The following is a 25011-nucleotide window of genomic DNA, read 5'->3' as shown; positions in this document are numbered from 1 at the left end:
TATGGCCGCCCTTGTCCTCCAACTGACGGATGCTGGCACCGCCGCCGTGCAGGCCGCATCCGGCACCGACCAGACCGTAATCAGCGATCTGGGCCTGACCGCCACCGCATTCGACTTCGCCCCGACGCTGACCGCGCTGCCGGGCGAGTTCAAGCGTCTGCCGATCACCTCGGGCGTGGCGGCAGCGGCCAATATCTCGCACCTGACGGTTTACGACACCAGTTCGGACGCGTGGACGGCCACGGGCATCGGCCTGTTCCTGGACGACGGCACGCTGTTTGGCGTGTTTTCTTCGGCCGATGTCGTGCTCTCCAAGGCGGCGGTCGCTTTTGGTCTGCTGATGTTCGACGTGATCTTCGCCGCCGATCTCGCCAGCAATATCGCCTACGGCAACGCGACTTTCCTTTATCCCCCGGCGACCGTGACCACACGCGGCGTGGCCATGCTGGCAACGCAGGACGATGTCGATGCAGCTGAGGACGATCTCACGATCGTGACGCCGCTCAAGCTGGGCACGCGTCTGGCTGCCCTGTTCGAACCGGTCACCGCTGCAATCTCCGCACTGGTGGCACGCAAGGTGACGGGCACAGGCCTCATCTCTGGCGGCGGCGACCTTTCCGCCGACCGTGAACTGACCGTCAACGAGGCCAGCGCGGAAGACATCACCGAGGGCTCAAGCGCAGACACCGTCGTCACCCCGCGCCGCCTCGGCCCGATTACCATGCTGCTCGCGCAGAACGGCTTCATCCGGTTCTTCGGCTTTCAGATGGTCTGGGGGCGGGTCACGGCTGTGCAGAACGGCTCCACGGCTGTCGTCTTCGTGCAGCCGTTCCCAACCGCCTGCTTTGCCGCGGTCGCCAGCGGTGGCGGCGCAGGCGACACCGATGCCAAGGACAACCGCCCCAACGTCGTTGCCACCACCATCACGAAGACCGGCTTCTCGCTGTGGAACGCCGACGACAACGACGATTCAACCTGTTTCATTGCGGTGGGGTGCTGAGCCATGGCCAAGATCATGACCTTGTCGGTGCTGGATGCAGCATCGGTGGACGGCACCGAGACCGTGCCTGTCGTCAAGAATGGCGAGACCTATCGTTCGCCCACCGGCCCCCTTCTGGCGCCGCATATCGCCAAGGCCGCAAGCTACGCCGCGCTGGCGCAGTCCATTGCCACGTCGGTGCGCCGCGCGCTGGTGATCGACTATGGCGATACCGGCATTGTCGAGGCCCCGCGCTATCGCAGCACGGCGGGCCGGGCGTTCCGCAATGCGCAGGGCTACTGGGAGTTCTCGACGCTCGATGATCAGGAGATCGTCCACTACGATACCTCGGGTAATATCGTGGGCGTCGATTTCAGCCCGGCCGCCAGCTATGTCGGCGCGCCCTTCAACACCGGCACCGCGCCGGGCACCGCCGATCCGCTTTACCTCAGCAAGACGACGGCCACGACGGTCAGCTATTCAGGCGCACATACCTATCCCTCGATCTACGGCGCGACCGGGCTCGGGATGGCGATCAACTTCGGCACCTATGCCTATTCGAACCCCTGTTCGTTTCCCAACATCACCCAGGCCTTCGTTGCCGGTGATCTGATCCGCGTCGAGGCCATCGTCGCGGTCCAGTCCTTCACGACCGCACAGACCCTCTATTTCATCCCCTCTGCCGTCTCGGGCACGATCCCGACGCTGACGGTTGCGCTCTCGCTCAATGCAGACGGCACGGTTGCCTCGGCAACCTCATCTGCCCGGCGCTGGGGCTATAGCGTGTTCGGCACCTATGGCGGGGTGACGTTCTATCTCGTGTGGTCGGAAGGCAAGGCGACCGCTGCTGGCACCGTTCGCCCCGGCTTCCAGGCCGCTGCCTATGCCTCCGGCATGAGCGCAACCCGAACCTTGCTGGTCGAAGACGTGCGCCTGATCAAGAACGGCCCGACACTGCCGAACATGGCGCCCGTGTGCGGCACCAAGACCTTCGGCGACAGCTACTATCAGACCAACGGTAGCGGCAAGTCGATCAACATGAAGTTCGATCGCATGCGCCGGGGCCGCACTGCCGTATGGGACGGCACGATCCGGCCCGCTTCGGCAACTTATCGCAGCGGCCCGCGCGCCGATCCCTACCTGCATGCCGAAAGCCGCATCGAGCTGGAGCTGTCACGCGAGCAGACCAGCTATACGTTCCTGCGCCCCAACTACTACCAGATGCTCGATCTGACGCCCAATTCGTGGAGCGAGGCATACCTGGTCTATGTCAGCGACGAATTCTTCGACGCCGACATCGTCGCCCCATCGACCGCGACGTATCCGACCTATGAAATTCGCGGCGCTTTCTCCGCGCCCAAGCGCTGGGGCCAGATCCGGTCCGTCAACACCAACGTCACCCGCAATCCGGGTACGATGACGCTGCGGCATATCCACCTGTTCCCACGCGCAAGCACGCAAGGCGAGCAGATCGGCCAGACCTTCACGACTGCCCAGAACATCGGTTCGGTTGGGCAGTGCTCGATGACGGAAATGGCTATCTCAGGCCATACCCAGCACCACTCGCGTGGCTATCTCAAGACGTTCTTTGGCGAGACCTACAAGAGCGAGGATTGCCGCTGGCTGGGCGTCGCGAGCCACGTAGGGCAGAACTATTACATCCGCGACGTATGCTATAACCGCATGAGCCGGGGCTTCGGCCATCTGGGCAGCAGCACGACCACGCCTATCGTCCTCGACATCAAGGGCATACGCGGGGAAAAGCTGTGGTCGGATTTCATCTACTTCGGTCGCGGCATCTATAGCGGCACGATCGATACCGCGATCCGTCAGGGCAGCACCGTCTCGCTCTACGACGTCTACCATGCGCGCGACCAGATCTGTGTCGACATCGGCAACGGCATCCAGACGTTGGACGAGGCGGGCCTTGCCGTCACTGATCTGCCGACCGATCGTCAGGTCTACCTCTACAGCTACCGCCCGAACGCCGGAGAGGCGATCGTCACTGATGCTGACGATCTGTTCCTGTGGAAGACGCAGAGCCGAATCACCAAGCTCTACCCGCCCAGCACCGAAGGCGGAGCCTATCCCGGTTACATGGCGAACATGGGGGATCCCGTATTCCCCAATGGCGCCTATACCTATGCCGGGGAGCCCGGTCCCAAGTTCACCTCGTTCGCAGCGGCTGAGGCGGCGGGCCTGCCGGTTGATATGACGGCCTACGTCTATTGCGACGACACCGGATCGCACGCCGATCCCTATACCGGCGAACAGGTACTCAATCGCGGCGTCTACAAGATGCTGCGCGGCTATGGCCTGTGCCGCCTTGCCGACACCTGGCCACACAATTCGGGCAAGACCTACACGACGCTGGCCGATCTGCAGGCGGTAACGGACATGCTCGCCTATGCCCGCGCGATCGTGACCGAGGCGGGGGATGCCTATGGCGTCTACGAGTATTCAACGACGCTGGGCTGGGTGAAGCTGGCCATCAACGTGACGCTGCCGGTCTATGCCTCAACGCCGGGCGTTCCCAGTGCTGCAAACCCGCACATCTTCTGCACCATCGACAACATCAAGAAGACCGGGGCGAGCACCTTCACGTTCCTCACCAGTTCGTCGCCTGCAGAGACGGGCGCCTCGACGCACCCCGATTACATGCAGCTGAACCTGCAATACGCAACGCTCGATGGTCTGCTGATCCAGAACAACGTGCTGTGGGACGTTGGCCAGTTCTTTTTCCTGCAGGGCGGCGCCAGCAGCCCGGTCAAGAACATCACCATCCGCAACAATATCGGCGCTACCGATATGTACAACGCCTTCTACATCCGGCCCGAGACATGGTTGCCGGGCTATGAGCAGGTGATCGAGAACAACCTGGTCCTGAACTTCAAGCCGCGCGGCTTCGATGCCAACGGATCGACCTCCTATCCCTGGCTCGACAGCACCAACGTACCGGCAGGTCAGCTGCAGACCGACAACAACTGGTTTGCCGCACCCACGGGCGTGAACACGGACACCAACGCCGCTTCGCTGACCAACCCTCGCGGCACATCAACACGCCAACACCGCTCAAATGGGGCATGGGTTTTGCCGACAGCGTATCGAGCGCGGCAGTGCCCAGCACGGTCGATATTCTGCCAGCATCGCAGCTGGACGAGGGCTATCCGCGCCGGGACATTGCCTTCCTCGACCAGCGCTTCACCGACGACTTTCAGGCGACCAGTAGCCTCGACATCAGGACGACGCAGGAGGGCTTGCGCGATTCGATGATCATGTCGGCCGAGGTGGACGAGATGCTCGAATGGTTCGCCGAGATGTTCCAGCGCGAGCCCGATTACACCTTCGTGGTGCCTGCCAGCACGGCGGCCGGGACCGTGATCGCGACCGGCATCCCCGGCGCATGCTGGCACGCGAAGTACGGCGGCGCCGAACTGGGCCAGTTCACGCTTGTTGGCGGGCAACTGGCCGTCGGCGCCGGTGTCACGCTTACCGGCTCCAACTTCAAGAAAATGTTCATCGCTGACACCGGCCTGATCATCAACATCGACGTCCAGTAAGGAGCGCCTACCCGTGGAAGCATCCCAGACCATCGCCAATTACCAGGCGCTCACCATCCGCCGCGACGCTGCTGTCGGCATGTCCGTCATGGACGAGGCCGGGGCGCCATCATCTATCAGTCCGCTGACGTGTTCGCGGTCTCCAGCGGGGCGCTGGCGGTCTCCGCCGATCTCGCCGAGACCGCCTCACCGGTCCGCGTGATCCTCGACACCGGCATGGTTGTCGACGTGACGATCGAGGACGTGGTGGCGGAGGCAGCCGACGATCCTGACACCGGGGAGGACGCGTCGTGATGCACCTGATCGACCAACTCCCCGAGGACATCAAACAGGCCTTCGACGCGGTTTCCGCCGTCGCTTTGCTGGGAGCCCTTATCAATATGCTGCCTGCCATCTCCACGCTGCTCACGATCGTGTGGATGGCTATCCGCGTCTATGAGACCAAGACCGTGCAGGGCTGGCTTCGCGGCGAAAAGGAGGAAGGCCAGTGAAAGCCATTCGCTCCTTCCTCGCCGGAATCGAGGCGCGCTTGGTTGCGGACTGGCGAGACCAGTGGCGCTACTGGTCGGTGCGCCTGCCCAGCCTTGGCCTGCTGCTGGGACCGGGCGTGCAGGGCATCAGTGAAGCGTGGACCTCCATGCCGCCCGATCTGCGCCACATGATCCCCTACGCCCAGCAAATCGCCTGGGCGCTGTTCGCAGGTGGGGTGGCCGCCAAATTCTTTCCCCAGGCCAAAACCGCTGCCCTGATCCAGCAGAAGCGGGAGGAGCGTGACCGTGGCTGATGCACTGGAAACCCAACCCACATGGACGCCTGGCAAGAAGCTGACCGGCGCTGCGCTCACTGCTTTCACGGCAGCGACCGTCGCGCTAGTCGCCCCGGTGCTCACCGAGCCGAACGAGGGTTACAGCGGCAAGGTCTACAAGGATCCGGCCGGTTACCTGACGCAGTGCTACGGCGAGCGGCAGATCGATCCGAGCGTGATCTATTCCAAGAGCGCTTGTGCCACCAAGCTGCGCGCGCGGATGGCAAAAGACTATGGGCCCCTTATCGTGAAGTGCGTGCCTGAGTTCGCCGATCCGGCGCACCAGCTTGCCTATGGCGCGTCGATCGACGCCAGCTACAATGCAGGCCCCGCAGCCTTCTGCCGCTCGCCCATGGCGAAAGCCTTTAATGCTGGCCGGTGGGCCGCTGGCTGCAAAGCGTTCCCCGGTTGGTATGTCACGTCGCGCGGCGTCCGGTATCCCGGCCTCGTGCGCCGCCGAGGCGAAGAGCAGACGTTCTGCCTTACCGGGAAGCAGCGCTGATGGGTCTAATCGTGCCCACATGGGCCTACGCCGCCGGTGGCCTGGCGCTGACCGTTGTCGGCTTTGGCGCAGGCTGGACCGCACAGGGCTGGCACCGGGACAGCGGCGACCTGAAGGAAGTGAAGGGTACCGCCAAGGATCTGCAAAAGCAGGCCGACCGCATCGATGCCGCCGCCACCACCTATGAGCAGAGTCGGCAGGATGCTGGCGTGAGAAGTGAGACGCGAACCAATGAAATCCGCACCATTTACAAGGATCGCCCGGTCAGCGTCGATTGCGCTGCTCCTGACGCTGTGCGCAGCGTGCTCGACGATGCGGTCGCCGACGCCAACGCCCGAGCTTCAGGCCAACCTGCGCCAGCCTTGCCCACCAGTACAGACACCGCCAAGCCCGCTCCTTGATCCCGATCGCGGGGTTTGGGAGCAGAGCCTCATCGCACAGTACGGTGACTGCGCCGAACGGCATCGGATGACGGTGGAGGCTTGGCCGAGGGCGGATACTGCTGGGAAGAAGTGACCGGGCGGGATTTCCAGGGCAGGTTGGCCTGCCCGGTCACGTACTGGCCAACGAACGGGTGGTCAGCATGCCAGCTTTGGGAGAAAGCGCTGACAGGGATAAGGTTGCCGCAATGAAATGATCAGATGGCAAATCCTCCAAATGGGATTGTCCCGAATGGACCACCCCGCACCCTGCATCCGCGCCAGTCGTCCCACTTGTGATCGCCGATATGCCCTGCGGCCCGAAAACACATAAGATGGTGCTCGGGCCCCGGATGACGGCACATACTGTTGTTGATGATGAACCCCTCACGGGGGAATGCGACGATATTCTTACTCATAACGCGATCCAGTCCAGCTCTGCCTCGTCCACAGCCTCGAACATATCGCCATCGGCCATGTTCGCGCGCAGGTGGGCGCGGACCTTCTCCGGGTCGCCATCCAGCGGAAAGCGCGGATCGGCCTTCGCGGCCTTGATCAACTCGGCGCGTAATCCCGTCTCGTCCTGCCTTACCAGCCAGCGACCGAATGGCCCGCGCTCCTCTTGCGATTGCGTCCGTCCCGTGCCGTTAACCTGCAATCGCGCATCCGGCGGCGCTGGCGTAAACGCGCGATAGTCCGTGGGCTTCGTGCAATCGTGCCATAGCCCTTTGCCCGCCGCGATCCTGCCGACTTCCCGGCGCAGATCGTCCAGCGCCCGGTCCCTGTTCTCCATGGGTTTACCTCCTTACCGCACCCGCGCAACGGCGCGTTTCCATATTCGCTCTTCTGGCCAGGGCAGCTCGAATGCGCCCTGCTGAAACTCGATCGCTTCGACTTTGACGGGGCGCACCTTCCGCTTGGTGAGCGAAGCGCACCTGCGACACCAGAACCGCTGCGCCGCCCGATTGAGTCGGTCGTCCCAGTGGCGCCGCTCGAAATGCCACCACAGGCCATGCGCTTCGAAGCAGCCCCAGTGTCCGCAGCGGCATTGAACCAGAATGCACTGCTGCAAGGTGGCAGCCTCGAATATCCGGGTGGGCAGCATCACGCCGGACTGCGACCATTTCACCGCGCATGCCCCGCTTACTCAGGCTCAGGCAGTGCCAGCTCGGTCTGCGGATCGTCGGCGGGCAGCTCTACCCCGCAGAACCGCAGATCGAGCACCGGCTCGTCTGGGCGCTCATGCGCCGCATCCACCTTCTCGCCGAGGCGATGAAGCAGGGCAGGCATGAAGTCGCGAAGGGCGGTCTGATCGTCTGCGCTCGCCCCGTCGCGGTCGGCCAGTTGCAGGTATTGTCGCCCGAGGGACAGCATTTCGTGGTCTGATAAGGGGTTGGCCATTTCAGGGTCTCGCATGCGAATCGTCATGCCGATCCTCATAGCATGTTCCACATTTGTTCTCATATCCCCGGTGCGACGAGCCTCGTTGACTCCTCCCGCTGCGGGCGCATGATCCGGCCATGTGTAACCTCTATCGCATGGAGCAGAGCGTGGCGGAAGCGGCCGATCTGTTCGGCGTACAAGCCGACAGCGGCGCGAACGTCGCATCCGAGATCTACCCCGGCTATCCCGGCCTCGTCGCCACCTGCGAGGGCGTACGGGCGATGACATGGGGCTTCCCGCTGGTACTCAAGAGCAAGAAGACCGGCCAGCCTCTCAAGCCGAAACCGGTGAACAACGCTCGCGAGGACAAGCTATCAACTGCCTTCTGGCGCACCAGCTTTGCCGAGCGCCGCTGCCTGATCCCGGCGAGTGCCTGGGCGGAAGCCGAGGGAGCCAAGGGGCACATGACGCGCACCTGGTACTCGCTGCCGGATCAAGAGCTGTTCGCCGTAGGCGGCCTCTGGCGCCCGACGCATGAATGGGGCGAGGCCTATTCGATGGTCATGGTCGATGGCTGCGAACAGATGGCCGACGTGCATGACCGGATGCCGACGATCATAGCGAAGGCCGACTGGCAGCAGTGGATGGAGGGCAAGCCCGAGGAGGCGTTCGCGCTGTGCCGGACGTGGGAAGGGCGGCTCGACGTGGATCGCACGGATCAGCCTTGGGTGAAAAGGACGTGACGCGTGAGTCAAGAATTCGCCCTAGTCGGCCGTTCGAGGGCCAATCTCCCGCGCAGAACAGCGGTCAGTCCGGTTTCCCTTACCGGGCAGGTTCGTCAGCAGCCGGGAGGGGTAAGCTACTTTGGGATTTGATCACTAGTTGGTTCATCTTGTTGATGATAACGCCGTCGCGTCAATGTTGTCGCCAGCGATCACGCAAGCTAATGAGAGCCAATGGAGAAATCGGTTTGACTTTAGGAACGCTGGTTTGTGGTGCTTCAGCGGTTGCTGGCGCAGCGTCCACAACATTGGATCACTTGGGCGCGTCAATTGACAGGTTCTCGGGCAAAGCCTTGACTTACCTCAATAACGACTTCGATGAGGAGGCGCAGAGCTTTGGGGCGTTCTGCGCGCGGGTGACCCTAGAAAATGCGTGTGCAGCACTCGTCGGCAGGCTTGATTCCTTCCGAATGCTTTACCTGGCCGAATTCCAAGCCCAGGGCGCCTACGAATACGGAAAGCCGACCAAATCGGGTTTCAAGTGGACGGGGGACGTCTTTTCGGAAGATAAACCGCTCAACACGCTTTGGAACAGCGATCATGATTCCGCCAAAGTCAGCAGGGCGCTATTTTCACCGCATGTTGACGCAGTACACTGGCAGCCGGCCTTCAACGAGGCGCTCGATTATGTAGCCAATGAGAGCTTGTCCGGGTTCGAAGAATTGACGAGCACTGATGCGGGATCATTTATTTCTATTACTAAAGGTCAGTGCGCACCACTTTACTCGAAACTATCGAAGGGCGTCCACTGGGACTTCTTCGTTGCATCGGTAATGATGGACGAGGGTACATTGAAGGATGCCATTCGCGACTGCCTGACTGTCGTCAGCAATCTTGCGTTCGTTTCCCATTTTATCCCTACTTGTTACAGATCGCTAGATCGTGCCCAAGCGGCATCCGAGTATTTGGCTTTTCGGGAAACGTTTCAATGAACACGAATATTGCAGAAGACGTTGATGCGGGCCTCATCCTCGCTGCGGAGGAATGTCCGCCTGAAAAGTTCGAGATCTACCATTCTTTCTCCAGCCACGACAAGGTCATCATCCGCAAATTGATGGCGCATGGACCCGTTTTGATCCGGGGCGGGCGGGGAAGCGGAAAGTCTGCTCTTTTGATAGAAGCCCACCGGAGGATGCGACAGGCTGGAACGACCTTCTCAATCTACATGAGCCTTCGTTATCTGCCCCTGCTCCAGTCGGACGGGGCGGAGTACGTCGGCCATTTTTGTGGCTTGTTGTCAAAGGCGATCTCTCAGGAATTGAGCGAAACCGGTCGGCAAGTGGATTTCGAATATTCTGAAGATGTGGTCACTCTTCAGAAATCCCTGTTGACCCTAGCTCGACAACTCGATCAGCGGATTGTGATCCTGTTCGACGATGCGGCACACATCGGCCGAGAAAAGCCGCTTGAGGCCTTCTTCGACCTGTTTAGAACGCTGTCGAGCAGCCTCATCTCATGCAAGGCCTCGATATATCCCGGCGTTACAAAATTCGGTGTGCGCTTTGACGTGTTCAACGATTCGACTGTCGTCGAGATTAGTCGGTCTGACGTATCCAAGGATGACAGCTACTTCCTCGATGTGATCCTTGCCAGATACCCGAGACTCGCCGAACGATCTACTTTTTCCGATCGTCTGACTCCCGAGGTTTTCTCAAAGATATTGGGTCGCGCAGTTGTAGGGAACATGCGGGGTTTCATACTAGCCTGTAACCGCTTTGATAGCGTCGATAAGATCAGCATCCCGGATCTTAACAGCTGCCTACTCGCCATGGCTCAGGATTATTATTGGCCGCTGATGGAGGAAGTGGCGCCGAAGCTCGGCGTTTATGAACCGTTGATCGACCCTGCCACATCCGTCTTCGAAAAGATTATTGAGCACCTCACTCGGCCTTTGCAGCACGCTACTAAGCTGATCGCTCAAGACCGTGTCACGATCCACAAGGGCATCGTCAGCGAGTTTGCGAAGGTGTTCGAAATTCTGGAATATCTTGGCTTTCTGGCAAAGCGTGAGGCCTCGCGCGCGATGAAGTCGGGAGGCAGGGGGGCAGTGTATGCTGTCAACCTTTGCAGCATCCTTGAAAAAATCCCCACGAGTCGTTTGACGATAGAGATGATCGACGATTGGATCGCGGGCAGGTCCGAACTATCGGAGATTCATCTTTCTGGTGGAATGTTTTCGACGATCGAACTTCCGGAACTGTCGGCGGATCATGCCTTGGGTATCCTCGACAAAAACATCGAGATACTCGGCAAGAGCAGGGCTTATCCATATGGACTTACCGTCGACAAAATCTCGAGGCTGAAGCAGGCAGGAATCGCGACAATCCAGGATTTGTGGCACACGGATGATACCACGCTGCAGGAGATCGAGGGGGTCGGTCCTGCCGCAATAAAGCGTATGCGGGATGTCATGCAGCAGGCGATTTGGATGTGAATGCTAGTGGGTGAGTGGGCTGACAATCGCTCTTCTTGCGGCGATAATAATGCTACTCGACCAAAATGATGCCTATCTGCAGTGTTGATAAGGCTCCCCCGTCGCCCACTTGCCGGTTCCCGTCCGCTTCTGTTAACTACTGGACGTTCGCCCAATGTACAGTAGGCGACTGACGTTGGCCCGCAGCCGAAGCCGGGTGAATGTCAGCTACCTCTACGGCTCGTCTCCGAACCGGACATTCCGAAATCGGCCACCTATTGCCACCAGCGCGCCAGCCCCCGCCCGACCAGATAGGCCCCGGCATCGCGCCCGTTGACGCTCACCGTAGCGAGCGTGCGACCGTATTTGTCGTGCCCCGATCGCTGCACTCGCACCGGCCCGCGCGCTAGAAATACCTTGAGCGCATCACGGCTGCGGATACCGGCGGCATAGTCGCACCAGTGCGTGCGCTTCTTCCATCCCCGGCAGCTGGGCGAACCGCGCAACTCAGGCGCGTCGATGTTGGAGATACGAATGCGCTCGGCGCCGCAGCGGATGGTGTCGCCGTCATGGATTTTAAGGGCGGGACATGTCGTGAGCGCCGCAGCAGCGGCAAGGATCATTAAAGGCATGAGGCGCCCCTAGCGCCGAAAGAAACCGAGCGTCGATCCTAATTGTGGGCAATGCCTCAGGATGCTGGGGGATCGCTCAAAGCAGATCCACGGGTTATGCCCGGCGTCAGGTGATACTTGAGGCTGATCCCGTCCGCCACCACATCACCGCTCACCGCAACGTCACCCTCGATCGTCACGGCCCCTTTGATCGTCACGCCCCCCGGCGCCTCGATCGAGGCCGTCCCTCCGCCAGGCAGCACCGCAGTAAGCGCATGGCTCTCGGGATCGTACCCGATCTTTGCGCCGTCCTCGTACTCGACCAGCTCGGCGAGCGTGTCACCGGCAGGCGGGAAAGCATCGGTCGGCACGCCGCATAGCGCCACTGCCGCCGCGATCTGACCATCCGGGACGAGCAGGATCACCGCCTCGCCTTCGCTGGGGGGCGACCACTTCCGCGTCTTGCCGGATCGCCCGGTGAACCACCGGATCGGCGGCGTGGTCGCGCCCCCGTCCTCGTCATTGGGATCGCCATAGCGCACCACGCATCGTGCCGCTTTCAGATCGACCGAGACGATCGCGCCCTCGCGGATCAGTTCGGAAACGTCGGCGGGGATGTCTTCCTGATAGTGCATCTGGGGCATGTCGGGCGGTCCTCATGGCAGCTCTGCGGCCCGGCCTATCGTGTCCAGCAGCCCACCGCGCGGCGCGGCAGCGGTAGCGCCCGCCTCTACCCGCGCACCCGCTGGCGCCAGCGCGCGAGCGCGGCTTTGGTGGGGGCATGAAAGGGATCGACGCCACTTCCGGGAAAGCCATCGACGGCACCGCGCACCTCGCGCAGTCGATCGGCAAGATCCTGACCACGCCGCTGGGCTCTCGCGTCATGCTGCGCGATTTCGGCTCGATGCTTCCGCGCCTGATCGACCGGCCCGGCAACGCGGCGAACGTCATGCTCCTGCGCGCCGCTACGGCCCTCGCGCTCAAGACGTGGGAGCCTCGGATTGCGATCTCCAAGGTCACGCTTTCGGGCAACTTTGCGGACGGCACCTTCAAGATCGGCATCTCGGGCAAGCGGACAGACACCGCGACGAATGCCGAAACCACCCTCTCCATTCCCATCTCGAACTGAGGAAGCCCGATGACCCACGGCCTCACGCTCACGCAATCGTCCACCAGCGCCGTCATCGCGGCTGTCGCCAGCCTGTCGGTGATCGGCCTGATCGCGACGTCGTCCGTTACCGCGCCCGAATCGTCCGCCTCCCTGGACGCGGCCTTTCCGCTCAATACGGCGGTACTGGTGACCGACGTCAACGCCGCTGCTGGGCTGGCGGGCAGCGGTGGCACGCTGAAGAATGCGCTCCTCGCCATCGCCGACGTGGTCACCCCGGTTATCGTCGTGGTGCGCGTGGCGGAGGGCGAGGATGCCGACGCGACCAACGCCAATGTCATCGGCGCCACGGACGGCAACACCTACACCGGCCTGCAGGCGCTGCTCACTGCCGAAGCCTCGCTGGGCCAGCGCCCGCGCATCCTCGGTGCGCCCGGCCTCGACACGCAAGAGGTTGCCAACGCCCTGGCCATCGCGGCCAAGAAGCTGCGCGGGCGTGTGTTCGCCAAGGCCATCGGCGACGACATCGCCGCCGCCGTCACCTACCGGGGCGAATTCGGCGCGAAGGAGCTGTCGCTGATCTGGCCGGACTTCAACACCTGGTCCGGCGATGCCGTCGCCCGCGCCATGGGCCTGCGCGCCCAGATCAACGCCTCCACCGGCTATCACAAGACGATTTCGAACGTGGTGGTCGATGGCGTCACGTCCATCACCAAGGACGTCCATTACGATCTGCTCGATCCGACGACCGATGCGGGCGTGCTCAACGATGCCGACATCATCACGCTGATCCGTGACAACGGCTATCGCTTCTGGGGCAACCGCACCTGCGCGGGCGAGGACGATGCGGCGTACAGCTTCGAAAGCGCGGTGATGACCAATTACGCGCTGCAGGACATCATCACCGAGACCATCAAGGCCGACATCGACAAGCCGATGACCGTGCCCATGGTCAAGAACTACCTCGAGAAGGTGAGCACGGCCTTCGCGGCGGAAGTCACCGCCGGGCGCGTCGTCGGCGCCGAGGCGACCCTTCCGGCGGACAGCAACACCTCCACCGAACTTGCCGCCGGTCGCCCGCACTTCAAGATGCGCTTCACGCCCTGCGCACCGATGGAAAACCCGAACGTCGATCTGGAAATCACCGACGATTACTACTCGGATTTCGCTGACCAGATCGCCTGATCGCTCCCCCACATTTTCCGCCCGGCGCCGATACGGCCTGACCGGCAGCAAGAAGGATCCCGGCCATGGGTATGCCGTCCAAACACATCAACAGCACCGCCTATGTCGATGGAGGAAGCTATCTTGGCATTGTGGCCGAGTTCGAAGAGCCGAAGCTCGCTATCGCCACGGACGACTGGCGCGGCGGAGGCATGCTCGGCCCGGTCAAGCTGGACATGGGCCTTGAGGCCATGGATGCCACCCTCACGATGGGCGGTCACACCGCTGCGCTGATCCGCAAGTTCGGCACTACGGCGGTCGATGGCGTCTCACTGCGCCTGGTCAGTGCCTACCGTGCCGACGATGGCAGCGCGGCCACCTCGGTCAACATCTTCATCAACGGTCGCTTTTCCGAAATTGACCTGGGCAAATCGAAGGCAGGCGATGCGACCGAGCACAAGTACACCGTGCCGCTCTCGTACTACCGTCGCGAGGTGAACGGCGTCGTCGATATCCGCATCGACATGGTCAACGGCGTGTTCGAGGTCGATGGCGTGGACCGCTACGCCGAGATCATGGCCATCCTCACCAGCTGATCGAACCAGATCCGCCGGGCGGTCCTGTTGCGGGGCGCCGTCTGGCGGTGGGCCGGGGAGGACCGTGAGCCTTTCGCCCCTCCTCGGCCCCGATTGCCCCGCACTATCTGAAGGACGCCCCGCACATGGCCGAAGACAACGACACTGCCGGCAAGAGCCGCTTCACCACCGTCCCGCTCGAATACCCCGTCATTCGCGGCGAAACGAAGCTCGAGACGCTGGATATCCGCAAGCCCAAGGCGGGCGAGCTACGCGGCGGCCTGACGATGCAGGACATCCTCACCACCGATGCCACCGCGATGCTCAAGCTGATCCCGCGCGTTACGAACCCCCCGCTCACGCCGGACGAGGCCGCCGATCTTGAGCCGGAGGATTTCGCGCAGATCTGCGGAACGATCCGTGGTTTTTTTCTCACGAAGGCGGAGAGAACGATGATGGACGAGATGGTGGCGGAACATCAGCCGAAGACCTGATGGCTGACATCGCTGCCATCTTCCACTGGACGGCGGCGGATATGGACCATTTCTCGATCGACGAACTCTTCGACTGGCGTGAGCGCGCCGTCACGATCTGGAACCGCATGCAGGGCAACAAGGACGCCTGAACCGTGAGCAACAAGCTCTCCCTCGTGGTCAACTTCCTCGGCGTCGACAAGATGTCGGGCGCGCTGCGCAACATCATCGGCCTGGGCAACAAGGGCTCAGTCTCGATCAAGGGGCTGACGGGAGAGAGCCGAAAGCTCGAAAAGGAGCTGGCCAAGGTCCGGCGCGAGCTGTCGTCCAGCGCGGGCAACGTCACGGAGTTGATGGACCGGGAGCGCGATCTGGAGCGCCAGATCGAAGGCACAAACCGCCAGCTCGCCCGCCAGCGCGGCCTTGCCGCGATCAACGCCGATACCATGGCGATGATGCGCCGCGCGACGGAACTGAAGTCCAGGGGCACTGACAACATCGTCGCCGGTGCCACCATGGCCGCGCCGCTGATCCTCGCCACCAAATCCGCCGCGGACTTTTCCAGCGGCATGGTCGATATCCAGCAGAAGGCCGCGCTGTCGAACCGCGAGACCGATCGCATGGCGGACACCATCATCCGCGCGGCGGCTGCGGCCAAGCAGCTGCCGGAAGCCATGCGCGGCGGGGTGGACGTGCTGGCGGGGCTTGGCCTGGATCCGCGCACTGCCACGCTGATGATCGGCTCCATCGGCAGGCTGGGCACCGCCTTCAAGGTCGACATCTCGGACGGCGCCAACGCCGCCTATGCCAACCTCAACAACCTCAAGGTTGCCGTCGGCGATACCTCACGCGCGCTGGATATCATGGCTGCGGCGGACAACGCGGGCGGTTTCGCGGTCAAGGACATGGCGCAGTACTTCCCCGGCCTCACTGCCCAGATGCAGGCGCTGGGGCAGAAGGGGCTTCCTGCTGTGGCGGATCTGTCCGCCGCGCTGGAAATCGCGCGCCGCAGCTCGGGCGATGCGGACGAGGCCGCGAACAACGTCAAGAACCTGCTGGCCAAGATCAACGCGCAGGCCACCACGCAGGCCTTCAAGAAGAACTTCGGCGTGGATCTGCCCGCCGCGCTGAAACGGGCCTACGCGCAGGGCAAGACGCCGCTTCAGGCGATTGCCGAACTGACACAGAAGGCCACCGGCGGCGATCTCAGCAAGATCGGTCTGGCCTTCGATGACATGCAGGCGCAGTCGGCCGTGCGCGGCCTGATCCTAGGCATGCAGGATTACGTCAAGATGCGCGACGAAATCGGGCGCAGCTCCGGCACGATCGACAAGGCCTTCGATCAGCGCGTGGCGCGCGATGCCACCGTACAATGGACCGCCTTCATGGGCTCCGCCTCGCAGCTGGCGATCGTGCTGGGCACCACGCTCCTGCCGGTCATTACGCAGGTGCTGGGGCAGATGACGATGATGGCCTCAGGCGTTGCCAGTTGGGCGCGAGCGCACCCCCAGCTGGCCAGCGCGATCACGCAGGGCGTTGCCGCGCTGATCACCTTCCGAATAGGCCTCGGGGCCGCGCAATATGCGCTGGGCTCCCTGCTCGGGCCCTTCGCCAAGATTCTTCCCTACTTCCGCAAGGTTGAAGGGGTCTCGGCGTTCGGACGCCATCTGGCGCTGTTCGGGTCCATCGCCTCGCGCACGGCCGGATTCGCAGTCCGCAGCTTCGGCATGATCCGCATGGCGATGATGTTCCTGGCACACGGCGTACTGCGTGCCGGAGCGCTGATGCTGGCAAATCCCATCGTCGCAATCATCACTGCGATTGTCGTTGCGGTCGGCGTGGCGGGCTATCTGATCTACACCCATTGGGACAAGATCAAGGCCGCCTTCGGCACCGGCGTGGCGTGGGTGAAAGACAAGCTGCAGGCGCTACCGGCGTGGCTGAAATCCATCAGCAGGATGATGATGGATGGCCTGCTTCTCGCCATCAACCCGCTCGCGCTGGGCGCCAAACTGATCCAGATGGCCAAGTACGGCATCACGCAGTTCAAGAATTACCTCGGCATCAAGTCCCCCTCGCGCGTCTTCATGGCGCTGGGCGGCCATGTCGCGGGCGGTCTGGAACGCGGCATCGATCAGAACCGTCACGGCCCAGCGCGCGCCGTGCGCCGCATGGCGGCAGGTGCTGCAGCGGCAGGCGCCATGTCGCTCACTCCCATGGCCGCCGCTGCACGTCCGGCAATCGCTGGCTCCGCGGCGCACAGTGCGCCGATTCACATCCACGTCCACGCTGCGCCCGGCATGGACGTAAAGCAGCTCGCGGAGGAAGTCGGCCGGGTGATCGAGCGCAAGCAGGCCCAGCAGGGCCGCAGCCAGTTCAAGGACCGCTGATGGCGGACGCAACCACCTCGCTCACCGGCGCCAGCCCCGCCCAGCTGCTCACGCTGGGCCTGTTCGTCTTCGGCATGGACACCATCGCCTATTCGGACTTTCAGCGCCGCATGTCCTGGCGGCATGAGCGCAGCGACCGTTTCAAGGCCCGCGCCAGCAGCCAGTTCACCGGGCCGGGCGAGGACGCGGTCAGCATCGCCGGGCTGATCGTGCCCGAGGTCGCGGGCAACTACGGCGCGATCACCACCCTGATCGAAATGGCGGACACTGGCGGCAACTGGCCCCTGCTGGACGGCTTCGGCACCGTGCTGGGCCATTTCGAGATCGACCGGATCGACCAGACCCATCGCACCGTGCTGGCAGGCGGCATCCCGCGCGCGATCGACTTCGTGCTCGAACTTACGCGGATCGACTGATGGCAGAGGCAAACATCGCCGGAATCCTTCTGACGCTGGATGGCGTCGATCTGGCGGACAAGATCAATCCCCGATTCAAGGAACTGACCCTCACCGAAAAGCGCGGCGGCGAGGCCGATCAGCTCAGCCTCACGCTCAACAATGCCGATGGCGCCATGGCCCTGCCCGAACCCGGCAAGATCATCGGCCTATCGCTGGGCTGGATCGCGGGCACCGATGTGCCGCTCGGCCTGGTCGACAAGGGCCGCTTCACCGTGGACGAGGTGGAAGATACCGGCCTGCCGGACGAGATCTCGATCACCGCCCGTTCGGTCGATATGAACGGCACCTATCGCAAGCGCCGCACCCATGCCTGGAAGGACACCACGCTTGGCGCCGTCGTCGGCGAGATTGCAAGCCGCAACGCCATCACCGCACAGGTCCATCCCGATCTGGCAATCAAACCCATCACCGCGATCGAGCAGGCGGGCAAGAGCGACATGGCCTTCGTCCGCGATCTGGGGAGCCGCTACGATGCGGTGGCGACGTGGAAAGACCGCAAGATCATCCTGATGCCGGTGGGCAGCACCACGACAGCGTCCGGCACCACGATTCCGATGCTCACCATCACCCGCCGCGAAGGCTGGGAGCACCGCTTCACGCAGGCCCAGCGCGACCAGTACGACGGCGCCGAGGCCCAATACCATGATCCGGCAGCGGGCAGACGCCGCACCGTCTCCACCGGCGGAACCAACCGCAAGCGTCTCAAGCGGGTCTATGCCAGCGAGGCCGATGCCCATCAGGCCGCCACCGCCGAGGCCGCACGCGGCCAGCGCGGCGCCTACCAGTTCGAATACGACCTCGCGATCGGGGATCCCGCGATTGTGCCCAACCGACGCGTCACGCTGTCAGGCTGGAACACGAAGATCGACGGGCTGTCGTGGTTGGTGGACGGCGTGGATACCAGCATGGGCGCAGGCGGCCTGAAGCAGCGGTTGACGCTGGAAAGCGCCTAAACTCTACCCGGCATCAAGCGCTTTCCTGCAAAAGGCGCCCCCAGCATGACCAGCGCAATAATCGTCGATCACATCATCGTTCGTGGGCGTCCACCAGTTGATGTCGTGCGCATTCGACAGGATCGTGTCGGTGTCGCTGCCGAACTGAACGATTTGCTGCAATTCCTGACGGTCGAAGGTCAGCAAGATAATCTTGTCAGCAACCCCATTGGTAGCGGGGGCAATCCCCTTGGCGCGAACCCAGAAATTCAGGGTATCGAAGTCCCCTGACACAGGCGGCTTTCCGGCATTGAGCTGCTCGCCCACTTGCTTCACAGCCTCGCCCGCCGCCGCGATCAACCTTCCGTCGCGCTGCGTGGCATCGAGCATCACTTCCATGTTCACGACGTGATCCATGCCCTGCACGAATTTACCATCGGGCTTGATACTGATCTTCGGTGGCTCGCCCGAACCGCAAGCACTCAACATGCAGATGCTCATGATGAGCGGCACTACCCAAATTCGCGAATTCATCATTCCCCCTCAGTCGTCCGGCCAGATATCATCTGGATAGAAATCGTCGTGCTGCTCGTGCCGCCGCGCACTGTGGGCCTCCTCGATCGCGACCACTGGCGTCTCCCCGTCGAACGCAACGCGGATCCACGCGCCGAACTGTGCCTTGCCCTGAAACAGGCACTGCACCTCCCGCCCTGATCTGATGATGGCGCCCAGCCTCGGCGCGCGCTCGGCGGTGATGTAGCCAATCTGGGTCCGCCGCACGGAGAAGACCGCAATCGCATGAGGGTCGCGCGGGTTCGCAGGCTCCGGCCGCAACTCCACGGGCTCTCCCGGTACGCAAAGCAGGATCTCATATCGCCGGTCCGTCCCGTCCGGGTTCTCGTACTGGGCGCCCACGACGGCGAGGGACATGGCGGGCAGCTTGTCCGAAAGAATCATCAAACGCTTTTCACCACCGCAACGACCCTGCCCACGATGTAAAGTTCGCCATCGCCTGCGATTTCATCGCGCACCAAATGGTTGTCGGAACTGATCTTCATGGTGCCGTCCGGCAGAGCACGGAGTCGTTTGATCATTCCCAGGCCAGCAAACGACATAGCCCAGATCTTGTCGCCCATCTCCGGCACGGTCTGGGATCGGTCGATGATTACCACGTCCTGATCGTGGATCGTCGGCATCATAGAATCGCCCATGCCCCGCGTGCTGCAGAGCATATTAGGAGGCGAGTTGGTGAACTGACGAAGCCACTTTCGTGAGAATTTCACCTTCTCGACCTGAATGACTGCACCATCCAGAAACGTACCGCCCATTCCATAGGCCAGATCGATGCTGTCGATCTCCACGTCGTCCAGATTTGGCAACGGACCAGTGTCCTCGCCATCGGTGTCCAGCTCAGGATTTTCAACGTCGCCCTTCAGGTAGGAAGGGGTTGTTCTCAGCGTCGCGGCGATCAGGTCCAGAACACGCGTAGTCTTTGTTTCTCCACTTAAAAGCCGCGAAATGGACGGCTGTGAGACCCCAACGGCGGCAGCCAGTTGTGATCGATTGATCCCTACTCGCCGCATCGCGGCTTCGAGACGTGCTGGCACGATTTCCCACATCGTGCGCACATTATACGTCCGCGTATATGCATTCATTCAACTTTTCCGTTGCTAAATATACGTTCCCGTCTATACGGAACCGTATGACGACCATTAGCCGCTATGAAGCCCTGCGCGAAGTCCGGGCCTGCTTCGAAACGGAGCAGGCCATGGCCGACGCATTCAGCGTGACGCAGCCCACCGTCTGGCGGTGGCTGAACCAGTCGAAGCAGCTTCCGGCGGAAAAGGTTTTGCTTGCTGAGAAGCTGACTGGCGTATCCCGTCATGATCTTCGCCCCGATATCTATCCTGTAGATCTGCCCCCGGCGCCCGAGCGCTGGACCGGCGTCGATCAGTGCACCAGTGCACGCTTCGTAGGGACCGACCACCGCGCCGGATACGGCAATCGGCAGAACGGTTTGGACCGCGCTCCTCGCCGTCAGGGGGCTTCGCGATGACGAAGGAACGCCGCCCGCTCACCCCCTATCGCGCGCTGTCGCGTATTGCCGACCTGCTTGGGTGGGACGGTTGCGCCGAGGTGATCGGCAAGTCCGAATGGTCGGTGCGCAAATTCTCCGATCCCGATACCGGACGCGAAATCAGCTTTATCGACGCTGTCCGGCTCGACGATGCCTATGGCCGGGCCGGGGGCGAGGATCGCCCGTTTCACGAATGTTTCGGTGCGAGACTCGGCCTGCTGACCGCCGCCAACCACGATGCCGCTGCCCAGCTGCTCGAAACCTCGGGCAAGGCCGCGAAGGAATCGGGCGAGGCGATTGCCGCCGCCCTGATGGTCGCGGCGGACATGCGCGACGCAGGTGCGGTGACGCGCGCGATTATCGAAACCGAGGAGGGCATTCAGGCGCTGTTCGCGCAGCTCGCCCGCCTCAAGCTGATGGGGGGACAGGTATGAGCGGGGAAGGCCACATTCGCGGAAGACCGCTGATTTTCGCGCCGATGGCATTCCGCCTGCGCTCGGGCGGTTCGCAGTCCGGCCGCGATGCCGCCTTCGTGCTCTGCCCGAAGTGCGAGGCCCCGGCCTTCATCCGCCGCAGCGAGCGCATCACCCCCAAGGTGAAGCACCTGCACGCGCACTGCACCAACACCGGCTGCGGCCACACCTACATGGTCGAGGTGTCGTTCGTGCATTCGTTCAATCCGGGGCTGATCGACCGGCCCGATCTCGATCTGCCGGTCTGCCCGGTCGATCAGGTGCCGCACGTCCTGCCGCCCTCGCGCGGGGCCGAACCGGATGACGATCAGATGAGCATGTTCGTCACCTGACGCGCCGGCCACCCGGCCCGCCACTCACCACACGCTGATTTTTACGAACGGCCGCTTTGGCCGAGGGGGAAGTTTTGTCCAACGTACACGTGAGCAAGGGATGCCAAGGCTGCGGCCTGCCCTGGAAGACGCTCTTCGATGCTTTCACCAACGGGATCGGATGGCGCCGCCTCTGCGGTTTCTGCCTGCACGAAGCGGACCGGGCGGAGGACGCCGGGCAGTGAACCTCGAAGCCGAAGTCATCAAGGCGCTCACCGCACAGTTCCAGTTCCGCAAGACCAAGGGCAGCTGGATGCAGGAGGGCAAGTGCCCCAGCTGCGGCCAGCGCGAAGCCTACTGCTCTGCGAAGGAGCCCAAGATCGTCCGGTGCGGGCGGCAGGAAAAGTGCGGGTGGGAAGACAGCGTCCGCGCCCTCCTGCCCGATCTGTTCGAGGACTGGTCGAAGCGCTTCCCGGCCTCCGAGGAAAACCCCGCCGCTGCCGCCGACGCCTACCTCTCGCATGAACGCGGCCTCGATCTGCGCCTCCTGCGCGGCACCTATACGCAGGAACTCTATCGCGACAGCAAGACCGGCCACACCAGCGCCACCGTGCGCTTCCCGGTGGGCGATACCTATTGGGAACGCATCATCGACAAGCCGGGCCGGTTCAAGGCCAAGGCGCACTTCGCGTTCGGCGGCAAGCCCGGCGGCCATTGCTGGATCCCGCCCAGGATCACGCTGGAACAGCTCGCCACCGCCGAAGACATCTGGATCACCGAAGGCATCTTCAATGCGGTCGCGCTTAATCAGGGCGCCAAGCTGCTCGCCGTCTCGGCCATGTCCTGCAACTACTGGCCCGAGCACTTCCTGGCGGATCTCAGTGCAGAGCTGCTGCGCCTCAAGCGCACCCTTCGCCCACGCCTGGTCTTTGCCTTCGATCCCGGCGGCGCTGGGGTCAAATGGGCGCGCAAGTTCGTTCGCCGCGCACAGGCCGAAGGCTGGGCCGCTACCGCCGCGCAGGTCAGCCCCGATGGCGAGGGCACATCCAAGGACTGGAACGACCTCCTCCTCGATCACGTCGAATATCGCGGTGAGGGTGATACCGGGCCGCTTTCCGGTCCCGCGATCGAGGGATACCTCTGGAACGGCGCGGTCACGATCGCAGCGACGCCCCACGAAAAGGCCAAGCTGATCTACGACCGCAAGAAGCTGTCCAGCTTCGATTTCCGCCACGGCAACCGCCTGTGGTGGTGCAAGGTCACCTACAACGACGATGAAGAGCGCACGCTCATGGTGGACGAGATCTCCACCTGTGCCTTCCGCATGCTCTACCGCGAGCGTGACGACATCCTCGACGAAACCAACTACTTCCTTCAGGTCGATTTTCCCGACGCGCCCACCCAGAAAGCCCGCTTCTCCAACAACGCCTGCGCGAACAGCGCGGAGTTCAAGAAGCGCCTGCTCGCCTTCGCGGGCCAGTGGTCGGGCACGCAGGAACAGCTGGACCGGCTGATCCGTCACCAAATCCGGCACCTCAAAGTTGTCACCCCGGTGCTCGCCACCGGCTATTCCGAACCGCACCGCGCGTGGATCCTTGGCGATATCGCCGTGCGCGAAGGCCGCCTGATCCCCCTGAATGGCGAGCGCTACTTCGATTTCGGCAAGCAGGCGGTGAAGCTCTATTCCGAAGAGCGGCTGCTCGACATCACCTACGATGCCGACAAGCTCGATTTCGAGTGGCTGGGCGATTTCTGGACCGCCTTCGGCCCCAAGGGCTTCGTCGCGCTCGCCTTCTTCACGATGTCGCTCTTCGCCGTGCAGATCCGCGCACGCGATGGCTCGCTGGGCTTCCTCGAAGTCACCGGCATGCCCGGCTCGGGCAAGACCACCATGATGATCTTCCTGTGGAAGCTGCTCGGCCGCTTCAATCACGAAGGCTACGATCCGAACGCGGGGTCGCTCGCCTTCCTCGGACGCGTGATGATGAAGGTCGCCAACCTTCCGGTGGGCCTGATCGAGGGCAAGCGCGACGATGACAAGCCATCGGGCCGCCGCTCGTATGACTACAACGACCTGCTCACCATCTACAACGGCCGCAACCCACGCGGCACCGCGCGCAAGACCAACGGCTTCGAAACCTCGGAACCGCCGTTCCTCGGCTCGATCTACCTCATGCAGAATGAGCGGATCGATGCGCAGCCTGCCGTGCTCGAACGCCTCATGTCGATGGACGTCGACAAGTCGCGGTTCTCCGAACACGCCCGCGAGGCGGCGACCCGGCTCAAGCGCTGGCCGATGGAGCGGCTCTCCGGCACCATCGTCCACGCCACCCGGCTTGAGGGGAAGTACCTCCCCGCCTTCTTCGAGCACTTCGAACGCCACCAGCGCACCATGGGTGATCGCGTCGAAGGGCTGGTCAACGATCGCTGCATCCTCAACCACAGCCAGCTGGCCGCAGCCGTCGAATGCCTGCCCGGCCTGTTCCCGGACATACGGCCTGAATGGATCGCGGAAACGCTGCAGCTGGTCGATGCCATGGCGATCAACCGCCAGCAGTCCTGCGGCGGCGATCACCCTCTGGTTGCCAAGTTCTGGGACCAGGTCGAATACCTGATCGACCGCGAGCCGGGCACCGCCCACGCCGAAGGCAAGTCGCTCAACCAGCATCGCAAGCCCGATCAGAAGATCGCGATCCGCCTAGTGGAATTCGAGGCGCGCGCACGTCAGGCCGGGATCGTGCCGCCTGATGGCGATGCCCTGCGCAAGGTTCTGCGCAATTCGCACTCGCGCAAGTTCCTGAAGTACGAAAGCGTGAATTCGCCCTCGGGCAAGCACGTGAAGTGCTGGATCTTCCAGCAGCCTCTCGATGCTGGGCGGGTGATCTGATGGCCCGCGCGTCCGCATCCCCGGCGCCGCTGCGCCACGATCCCTATTACCCCACCGTGATCTGGCAGAGCCGCGATTACCGGCCTGACGGGACGCAGGATCTGCCGCCCCTTCGCCACGAATACGAAGCGATCCTGCAGCAGTGCCGCACCGCCGTCGCCCGGCGTGAAAAGGCCTATCCCCAGCTCGTGCGCGAAAAGCGCCTCGATCCCGAAACCGCCGGGCGCGATCTGGACGCCTGGCGCGTGCTCGCCACCGAATGGCAGTGGATCGTGACGGGCGAGGGGGAGGCTCCGCACCACGCCTCGCTGCCAGCCCGCATTGATGCCGTCGCTCTCGCCCTAGATCGCGTCGGCGCCGAGATCCAGCGCGCACCAACCGACAGCCTGCTTCTCCAGCGCGCGATCCTCGAAGGGCTCGCCTGGCACCTGGGCGACGGCCGCGCGGGTCCCGCCATCCACCACACCGCCCGCATCAACCATGCCTTGCGCGCCCGGCGGGCCGCACAGGCGCAACGGAGTGCTGCCTGATGTCCCGTGTTCATCCCAGCCACTGCCCCTGCCGTGCCTGCCGCCCGGTCGGCCCCGCGCTCCAGCGCACCTCGCGCCTGCGGGTCGCCGCCGCGCTGATCCTGCTCGCCGCCGCCGTGATCGCGGCCCGCGCCTTCCTCTTCACCTGGTCCAGCATCTGACCTTCGGGAGATCGTCCC

33 protein-coding genes are annotated in these 25011 nt (G+C 63.0%); 25 read left to right on the top strand and 8 right to left on the bottom strand.

The genetic code is table 11. From position 1 onward, the window contains the following. Position 1 precedes the first annotated feature (1 nt). The 8 genes from CI805_RS01580 (at position 2) to CI805_RS01545 (ending at position 6247) form a co-directional block, all read left to right on the top strand. Positions 2-1000, top strand: a complete 999-nt coding sequence (locus tag CI805_RS01580) for a hypothetical protein (RefSeq protein ID WP_260925439.1) — start codon at positions 2-4, stop codon at positions 998-1000. Between the two features lie 3 nt (positions 1001-1003). Beyond that, positions 1004-4252 (top strand): hypothetical protein, encoded by a 3249-nt coding sequence (locus CI805_RS01575; protein ID WP_260925436.1) that lies wholly within the window; start codon positions 1004-1006, stop codon positions 4250-4252. Further along, positions 4237-4539 carry a hypothetical protein gene (locus CI805_RS01570; protein ID WP_260925435.1) on the top strand — a complete coding sequence of 101 codons (303 nt, stop codon included), beginning with the start codon at positions 4237-4239 and terminating at the stop codon, positions 4537-4539. Before CI805_RS01575 ends, CI805_RS01570 begins: the two co-directional genes overlap by 16 nt. Positions 4540-4668: 129 nt before the next feature. Further along, positions 4669-4833: a hypothetical protein gene (locus tag CI805_RS01565; protein WP_260925433.1), complete on the top strand. Its 165-nt coding sequence runs from the start codon at positions 4669-4671 to the stop codon at positions 4831-4833. Continuing rightward, positions 4833-5030: a hypothetical protein gene (locus tag CI805_RS01560; protein WP_260925431.1), complete on the top strand. Its 198-nt coding sequence runs from the start codon at positions 4833-4835 to the stop codon at positions 5028-5030. Before CI805_RS01565 ends, CI805_RS01560 begins: the two co-directional genes overlap by 1 nt. After that, positions 5027-5323: a hypothetical protein gene (locus CI805_RS01555; protein WP_260925429.1), complete on the top strand. Its 297-nt coding sequence runs from the start codon at positions 5027-5029 to the stop codon at positions 5321-5323. The genes CI805_RS01560 and CI805_RS01555 overlap by 4 nt, the downstream gene beginning before the upstream one ends. Further along, positions 5316-5846, top strand: coding sequence for a glycoside hydrolase family protein (locus CI805_RS01550; RefSeq protein WP_260925427.1), 531 nt, complete (start codon positions 5316-5318; stop codon positions 5844-5846). The genes CI805_RS01555 and CI805_RS01550 overlap by 8 nt, the downstream gene beginning before the upstream one ends. A gap of 11 nt (positions 5847-5857) precedes the next feature. Next, entirely contained in the window at positions 5858-6247 is a 390-nt protein-coding gene (locus CI805_RS01545; protein ID WP_260925425.1) for a hypothetical protein, read from the top strand. Between the two features lie 433 nt (positions 6248-6680). On the opposite strand, the gene CI805_RS01540 is transcribed toward CI805_RS01545, so the two are convergent. The 3 genes from CI805_RS01540 to CI805_RS01530 are packed head-to-tail and all read right to left on the bottom strand — an operon-like array spanning position 6681 to position 7693. Beyond that, positions 6681-7058 carry a hypothetical protein gene (locus tag CI805_RS01540; protein WP_260925423.1) on the bottom strand — a complete coding sequence of 126 codons (378 nt, stop codon included), beginning with the start codon at positions 7056-7058 and terminating at the stop codon, positions 6681-6683. Positions 7059-7070: 12 nt separating this feature from the next. Further along, entirely contained in the window at positions 7071-7394 is a 324-nt protein-coding gene (locus tag CI805_RS01535; RefSeq protein ID WP_260925421.1) for a hypothetical protein, read from the bottom strand. 14 nt (positions 7395-7408) lie between these two features. Continuing rightward, on the bottom strand, positions 7409-7693 hold the full coding sequence (locus CI805_RS01530) for a hypothetical protein (protein WP_260925419.1): 285 nt from the start codon (positions 7691-7693) through the stop codon (positions 7409-7411). Positions 7694-7785: 92 nt separating this feature from the next. On the opposite strand from CI805_RS01530, the gene CI805_RS01525 reads away from it, so the two are divergent. The 3 genes from CI805_RS01525 (at position 7786) to CI805_RS01515 (ending at position 10864) form a co-directional block, all read left to right on the top strand. Beyond that, positions 7786-8391 carry an SOS response-associated peptidase gene (locus tag CI805_RS01525; protein WP_260925417.1) on the top strand — a complete coding sequence of 202 codons (606 nt, stop codon included), beginning with the start codon at positions 7786-7788 and terminating at the stop codon, positions 8389-8391. Positions 8392-8618: 227 nt separating this feature from the next. Then, positions 8619-9362, top strand: a complete 744-nt coding sequence (locus CI805_RS01520) for a hypothetical protein (protein WP_260925415.1) — start codon at positions 8619-8621, stop codon at positions 9360-9362. Continuing rightward, positions 9359-10864, top strand: coding sequence for an ATP-binding protein (locus CI805_RS01515; protein WP_260925413.1), 1506 nt, complete (start codon positions 9359-9361; stop codon positions 10862-10864). The genes CI805_RS01520 and CI805_RS01515 overlap by 4 nt, the downstream gene beginning before the upstream one ends. A gap of 254 nt (positions 10865-11118) precedes the next feature. Here the strand turns inward: CI805_RS01515 and CI805_RS01510 are convergent, their stop codons facing one another. Both CI805_RS01510 and CI805_RS01505 read right to left on the bottom strand, forming a co-directional pair. Further along, positions 11119-11475: a thermonuclease family protein gene (locus tag CI805_RS01510; RefSeq protein WP_260925411.1), complete on the bottom strand. Its 357-nt coding sequence runs from the start codon at positions 11473-11475 to the stop codon at positions 11119-11121. Between the two features lie 56 nt (positions 11476-11531). Next, on the bottom strand, positions 11532-12098 hold the full coding sequence (locus CI805_RS01505) for a phage baseplate assembly protein V (protein WP_260925409.1): 567 nt from the start codon (positions 12096-12098) through the stop codon (positions 11532-11534). 137 nt (positions 12099-12235) lie between these two features. Here CI805_RS01505 and CI805_RS01500 point away from each other — a divergent pair, with 137 nt between their 5' ends. From CI805_RS01500 to CI805_RS01465, 8 genes are all read left to right on the top strand, one after another. Next, positions 12236-12583: a GPW/gp25 family protein gene (locus CI805_RS01500; RefSeq protein ID WP_260925407.1), complete on the top strand. Its 348-nt coding sequence runs from the start codon at positions 12236-12238 to the stop codon at positions 12581-12583. 9 nt (positions 12584-12592) lie between these two features. Next, positions 12593-13747, top strand: a complete 1155-nt coding sequence (locus CI805_RS01495; protein WP_260925405.1) for a phage tail sheath subtilisin-like domain-containing protein — start codon at positions 12593-12595, stop codon at positions 13745-13747. A gap of 65 nt (positions 13748-13812) precedes the next feature. After that, positions 13813-14322, top strand: a complete 510-nt coding sequence (locus CI805_RS01490; RefSeq protein ID WP_260925403.1) for a phage major tail tube protein — start codon at positions 13813-13815, stop codon at positions 14320-14322. 125 nt (positions 14323-14447) lie between these two features. Beyond that, positions 14448-14795 carry a phage tail assembly protein gene (locus tag CI805_RS01485; protein WP_260925401.1) on the top strand — a complete coding sequence of 116 codons (348 nt, stop codon included), beginning with the start codon at positions 14448-14450 and terminating at the stop codon, positions 14793-14795. Beyond that, entirely contained in the window at positions 14795-14926 is a 132-nt protein-coding gene (locus CI805_RS01480; RefSeq protein WP_260925399.1) for a GpE family phage tail protein, read from the top strand. Before CI805_RS01485 ends, CI805_RS01480 begins: the two co-directional genes overlap by 1 nt. A gap of 3 nt (positions 14927-14929) precedes the next feature. Continuing rightward, a complete protein-coding gene (locus CI805_RS01475) occupies positions 14930-17164 on the top strand; it encodes a phage tail tape measure protein (RefSeq protein WP_260925398.1) in 2235 nt (744 codons plus the stop codon). After that, positions 17164-17580: a phage tail protein gene (locus CI805_RS01470; RefSeq protein WP_260925396.1), complete on the top strand. Its 417-nt coding sequence runs from the start codon at positions 17164-17166 to the stop codon at positions 17578-17580. Before CI805_RS01475 ends, CI805_RS01470 begins: the two co-directional genes overlap by 1 nt. Further along, positions 17580-18575 carry a contractile injection system protein, VgrG/Pvc8 family gene (locus tag CI805_RS01465; protein WP_260925394.1) on the top strand — a complete coding sequence of 332 codons (996 nt, stop codon included), beginning with the start codon at positions 17580-17582 and terminating at the stop codon, positions 18573-18575. Before CI805_RS01470 ends, CI805_RS01465 begins: the two co-directional genes overlap by 1 nt. A gap of 3 nt (positions 18576-18578) precedes the next feature. Here CI805_RS01465 and CI805_RS01460 read toward each other — a convergent pair whose 3' ends face one another. From CI805_RS01460 to CI805_RS01450, 3 genes are read right to left on the bottom strand one after another with little or no spacing between them, the layout of a single operon-like run. Next, entirely contained in the window at positions 18579-19055 is a 477-nt protein-coding gene (locus CI805_RS01460) for a hypothetical protein (RefSeq protein WP_260925385.1), read from the bottom strand. A gap of 42 nt (positions 19056-19097) precedes the next feature. After that, positions 19098-19484, bottom strand: coding sequence for an HIRAN domain-containing protein (locus CI805_RS01455; RefSeq protein WP_260925383.1), 387 nt, complete (start codon positions 19482-19484; stop codon positions 19098-19100). Between the two features lie 26 nt (positions 19485-19510). Continuing rightward, positions 19511-20173, bottom strand: coding sequence for an XRE family transcriptional regulator (locus CI805_RS01450; protein WP_260925382.1), 663 nt, complete (start codon positions 20171-20173; stop codon positions 19511-19513). An 83-nt stretch (positions 20174-20256) separates the two neighbouring features. On the opposite strand from CI805_RS01450, the gene CI805_RS01445 reads away from it, so the two are divergent. From CI805_RS01445 to CI805_RS01420, 6 genes are all read left to right on the top strand, one after another. Further along, positions 20257-20610 carry a transcriptional regulator gene (locus CI805_RS01445; RefSeq protein WP_260925380.1) on the top strand — a complete coding sequence of 118 codons (354 nt, stop codon included), beginning with the start codon at positions 20257-20259 and terminating at the stop codon, positions 20608-20610. Continuing rightward, positions 20607-21065, top strand: a complete 459-nt coding sequence (locus tag CI805_RS01440) for a hypothetical protein (protein ID WP_260925379.1) — start codon at positions 20607-20609, stop codon at positions 21063-21065. Before CI805_RS01445 ends, CI805_RS01440 begins: the two co-directional genes overlap by 4 nt. A gap of 44 nt (positions 21066-21109) precedes the next feature. Next, complete coding sequence (locus CI805_RS01435) at positions 21110-21436, top strand: ogr/Delta-like zinc finger family protein (RefSeq protein ID WP_260925377.1); 327 nt, start codon at positions 21110-21112, stop codon at positions 21434-21436. A gap of 220 nt (positions 21437-21656) precedes the next feature. Beyond that, complete coding sequence (locus CI805_RS01430; protein ID WP_260925375.1) at positions 21657-24302, top strand: toprim domain-containing protein; 2646 nt, start codon at positions 21657-21659, stop codon at positions 24300-24302. After that, on the top strand, positions 24302-24832 hold the full coding sequence (locus CI805_RS01425; RefSeq protein ID WP_260925373.1) for a hypothetical protein: 531 nt from the start codon (positions 24302-24304) through the stop codon (positions 24830-24832). The genes CI805_RS01430 and CI805_RS01425 overlap by 1 nt, the downstream gene beginning before the upstream one ends. Continuing rightward, complete coding sequence (locus tag CI805_RS01420; protein WP_260925371.1) at positions 24832-24993, top strand: hypothetical protein; 162 nt, start codon at positions 24832-24834, stop codon at positions 24991-24993. The genes CI805_RS01425 and CI805_RS01420 overlap by 1 nt, the downstream gene beginning before the upstream one ends. Positions 24994-25011: the final 18 nt, after the last annotated feature.

The organism is Novosphingobium sp. 9, from assembly GCF_025340265.1.
GTDB lineage: Bacteria > Pseudomonadota > Alphaproteobacteria > Sphingomonadales > Sphingomonadaceae > Novosphingobium.
This window is presented reverse-complemented; position numbering and strand designations above follow the sequence as displayed.

Excerpts from the sequence above, each read along its gene's own strand:
- CI805_RS01580 (WP_260925439.1), top strand. The coding sequence starts at position 2 with ATGGCCGCCCTTGTCCTCCAACTGACGGATGCTGGCACCGCCGCCGTG.
- CI805_RS01575 (WP_260925436.1), top strand. The coding sequence starts at position 1,004 with ATGGCCAAGATCATGACCTTGTCGGTGCTGGATGCAGCATCGGTGGAC.
- CI805_RS01560 (WP_260925431.1), top strand. The coding sequence starts at position 4,833 with ATGCACCTGATCGACCAACTCCCCGAGGACATCAAACAGGCCTTCGAC.
- CI805_RS01540 (WP_260925423.1), bottom strand. The coding sequence starts at position 7,058 with ATGGAGAACAGGGACCGGGCGCTGGACGATCTGCGCCGGGAAGTCGGC.
- CI805_RS01530 (WP_260925419.1), bottom strand. The coding sequence starts at position 7,693 with ATGACGATTCGCATGCGAGACCCTGAAATGGCCAACCCCTTATCAGAC.
- CI805_RS01525 (WP_260925417.1), top strand. The coding sequence starts at position 7,786 with ATGTGTAACCTCTATCGCATGGAGCAGAGCGTGGCGGAAGCGGCCGAT.
- CI805_RS01515 (WP_260925413.1), top strand. The coding sequence starts at position 9,359 with ATGAACACGAATATTGCAGAAGACGTTGATGCGGGCCTCATCCTCGCT.
- CI805_RS01510 (WP_260925411.1), bottom strand. The coding sequence starts at position 11,475 with ATGCCTTTAATGATCCTTGCCGCTGCTGCGGCGCTCACGACATGTCCC.
- CI805_RS01505 (WP_260925409.1), bottom strand. The coding sequence starts at position 12,098 with ATGCCCCAGATGCACTATCAGGAAGACATCCCCGCCGACGTTTCCGAA.
- CI805_RS01500 (WP_260925407.1), top strand. The coding sequence starts at position 12,236 with ATGAAAGGGATCGACGCCACTTCCGGGAAAGCCATCGACGGCACCGCG.
- CI805_RS01495 (WP_260925405.1), top strand. The coding sequence starts at position 12,593 with ATGACCCACGGCCTCACGCTCACGCAATCGTCCACCAGCGCCGTCATC.
- CI805_RS01490 (WP_260925403.1), top strand. The coding sequence starts at position 13,813 with ATGGGTATGCCGTCCAAACACATCAACAGCACCGCCTATGTCGATGGA.
- CI805_RS01485 (WP_260925401.1), top strand. The coding sequence starts at position 14,448 with ATGGCCGAAGACAACGACACTGCCGGCAAGAGCCGCTTCACCACCGTC.
- CI805_RS01480 (WP_260925399.1), top strand. The coding sequence starts at position 14,795 with ATGGCTGACATCGCTGCCATCTTCCACTGGACGGCGGCGGATATGGAC.
- CI805_RS01470 (WP_260925396.1), top strand. The coding sequence starts at position 17,164 with ATGGCGGACGCAACCACCTCGCTCACCGGCGCCAGCCCCGCCCAGCTG.
- CI805_RS01465 (WP_260925394.1), top strand. The coding sequence starts at position 17,580 with ATGGCAGAGGCAAACATCGCCGGAATCCTTCTGACGCTGGATGGCGTC.
- CI805_RS01460 (WP_260925385.1), bottom strand. The coding sequence starts at position 19,055 with ATGAGCATCTGCATGTTGAGTGCTTGCGGTTCGGGCGAGCCACCGAAG.
- CI805_RS01455 (WP_260925383.1), bottom strand. The coding sequence starts at position 19,484 with ATGTCCCTCGCCGTCGTGGGCGCCCAGTACGAGAACCCGGACGGGACG.
- CI805_RS01450 (WP_260925382.1), bottom strand. The coding sequence starts at position 20,173 with ATGTGGGAAATCGTGCCAGCACGTCTCGAAGCCGCGATGCGGCGAGTA.
- CI805_RS01445 (WP_260925380.1), top strand. The coding sequence starts at position 20,257 with ATGACGACCATTAGCCGCTATGAAGCCCTGCGCGAAGTCCGGGCCTGC.
- CI805_RS01440 (WP_260925379.1), top strand. The coding sequence starts at position 20,607 with ATGACGAAGGAACGCCGCCCGCTCACCCCCTATCGCGCGCTGTCGCGT.
- CI805_RS01435 (WP_260925377.1), top strand. The coding sequence starts at position 21,110 with ATGGCATTCCGCCTGCGCTCGGGCGGTTCGCAGTCCGGCCGCGATGCC.
- CI805_RS01425 (WP_260925373.1), top strand. The coding sequence starts at position 24,302 with ATGGCCCGCGCGTCCGCATCCCCGGCGCCGCTGCGCCACGATCCCTAT.
- CI805_RS01420 (WP_260925371.1), top strand. The coding sequence starts at position 24,832 with ATGTCCCGTGTTCATCCCAGCCACTGCCCCTGCCGTGCCTGCCGCCCG.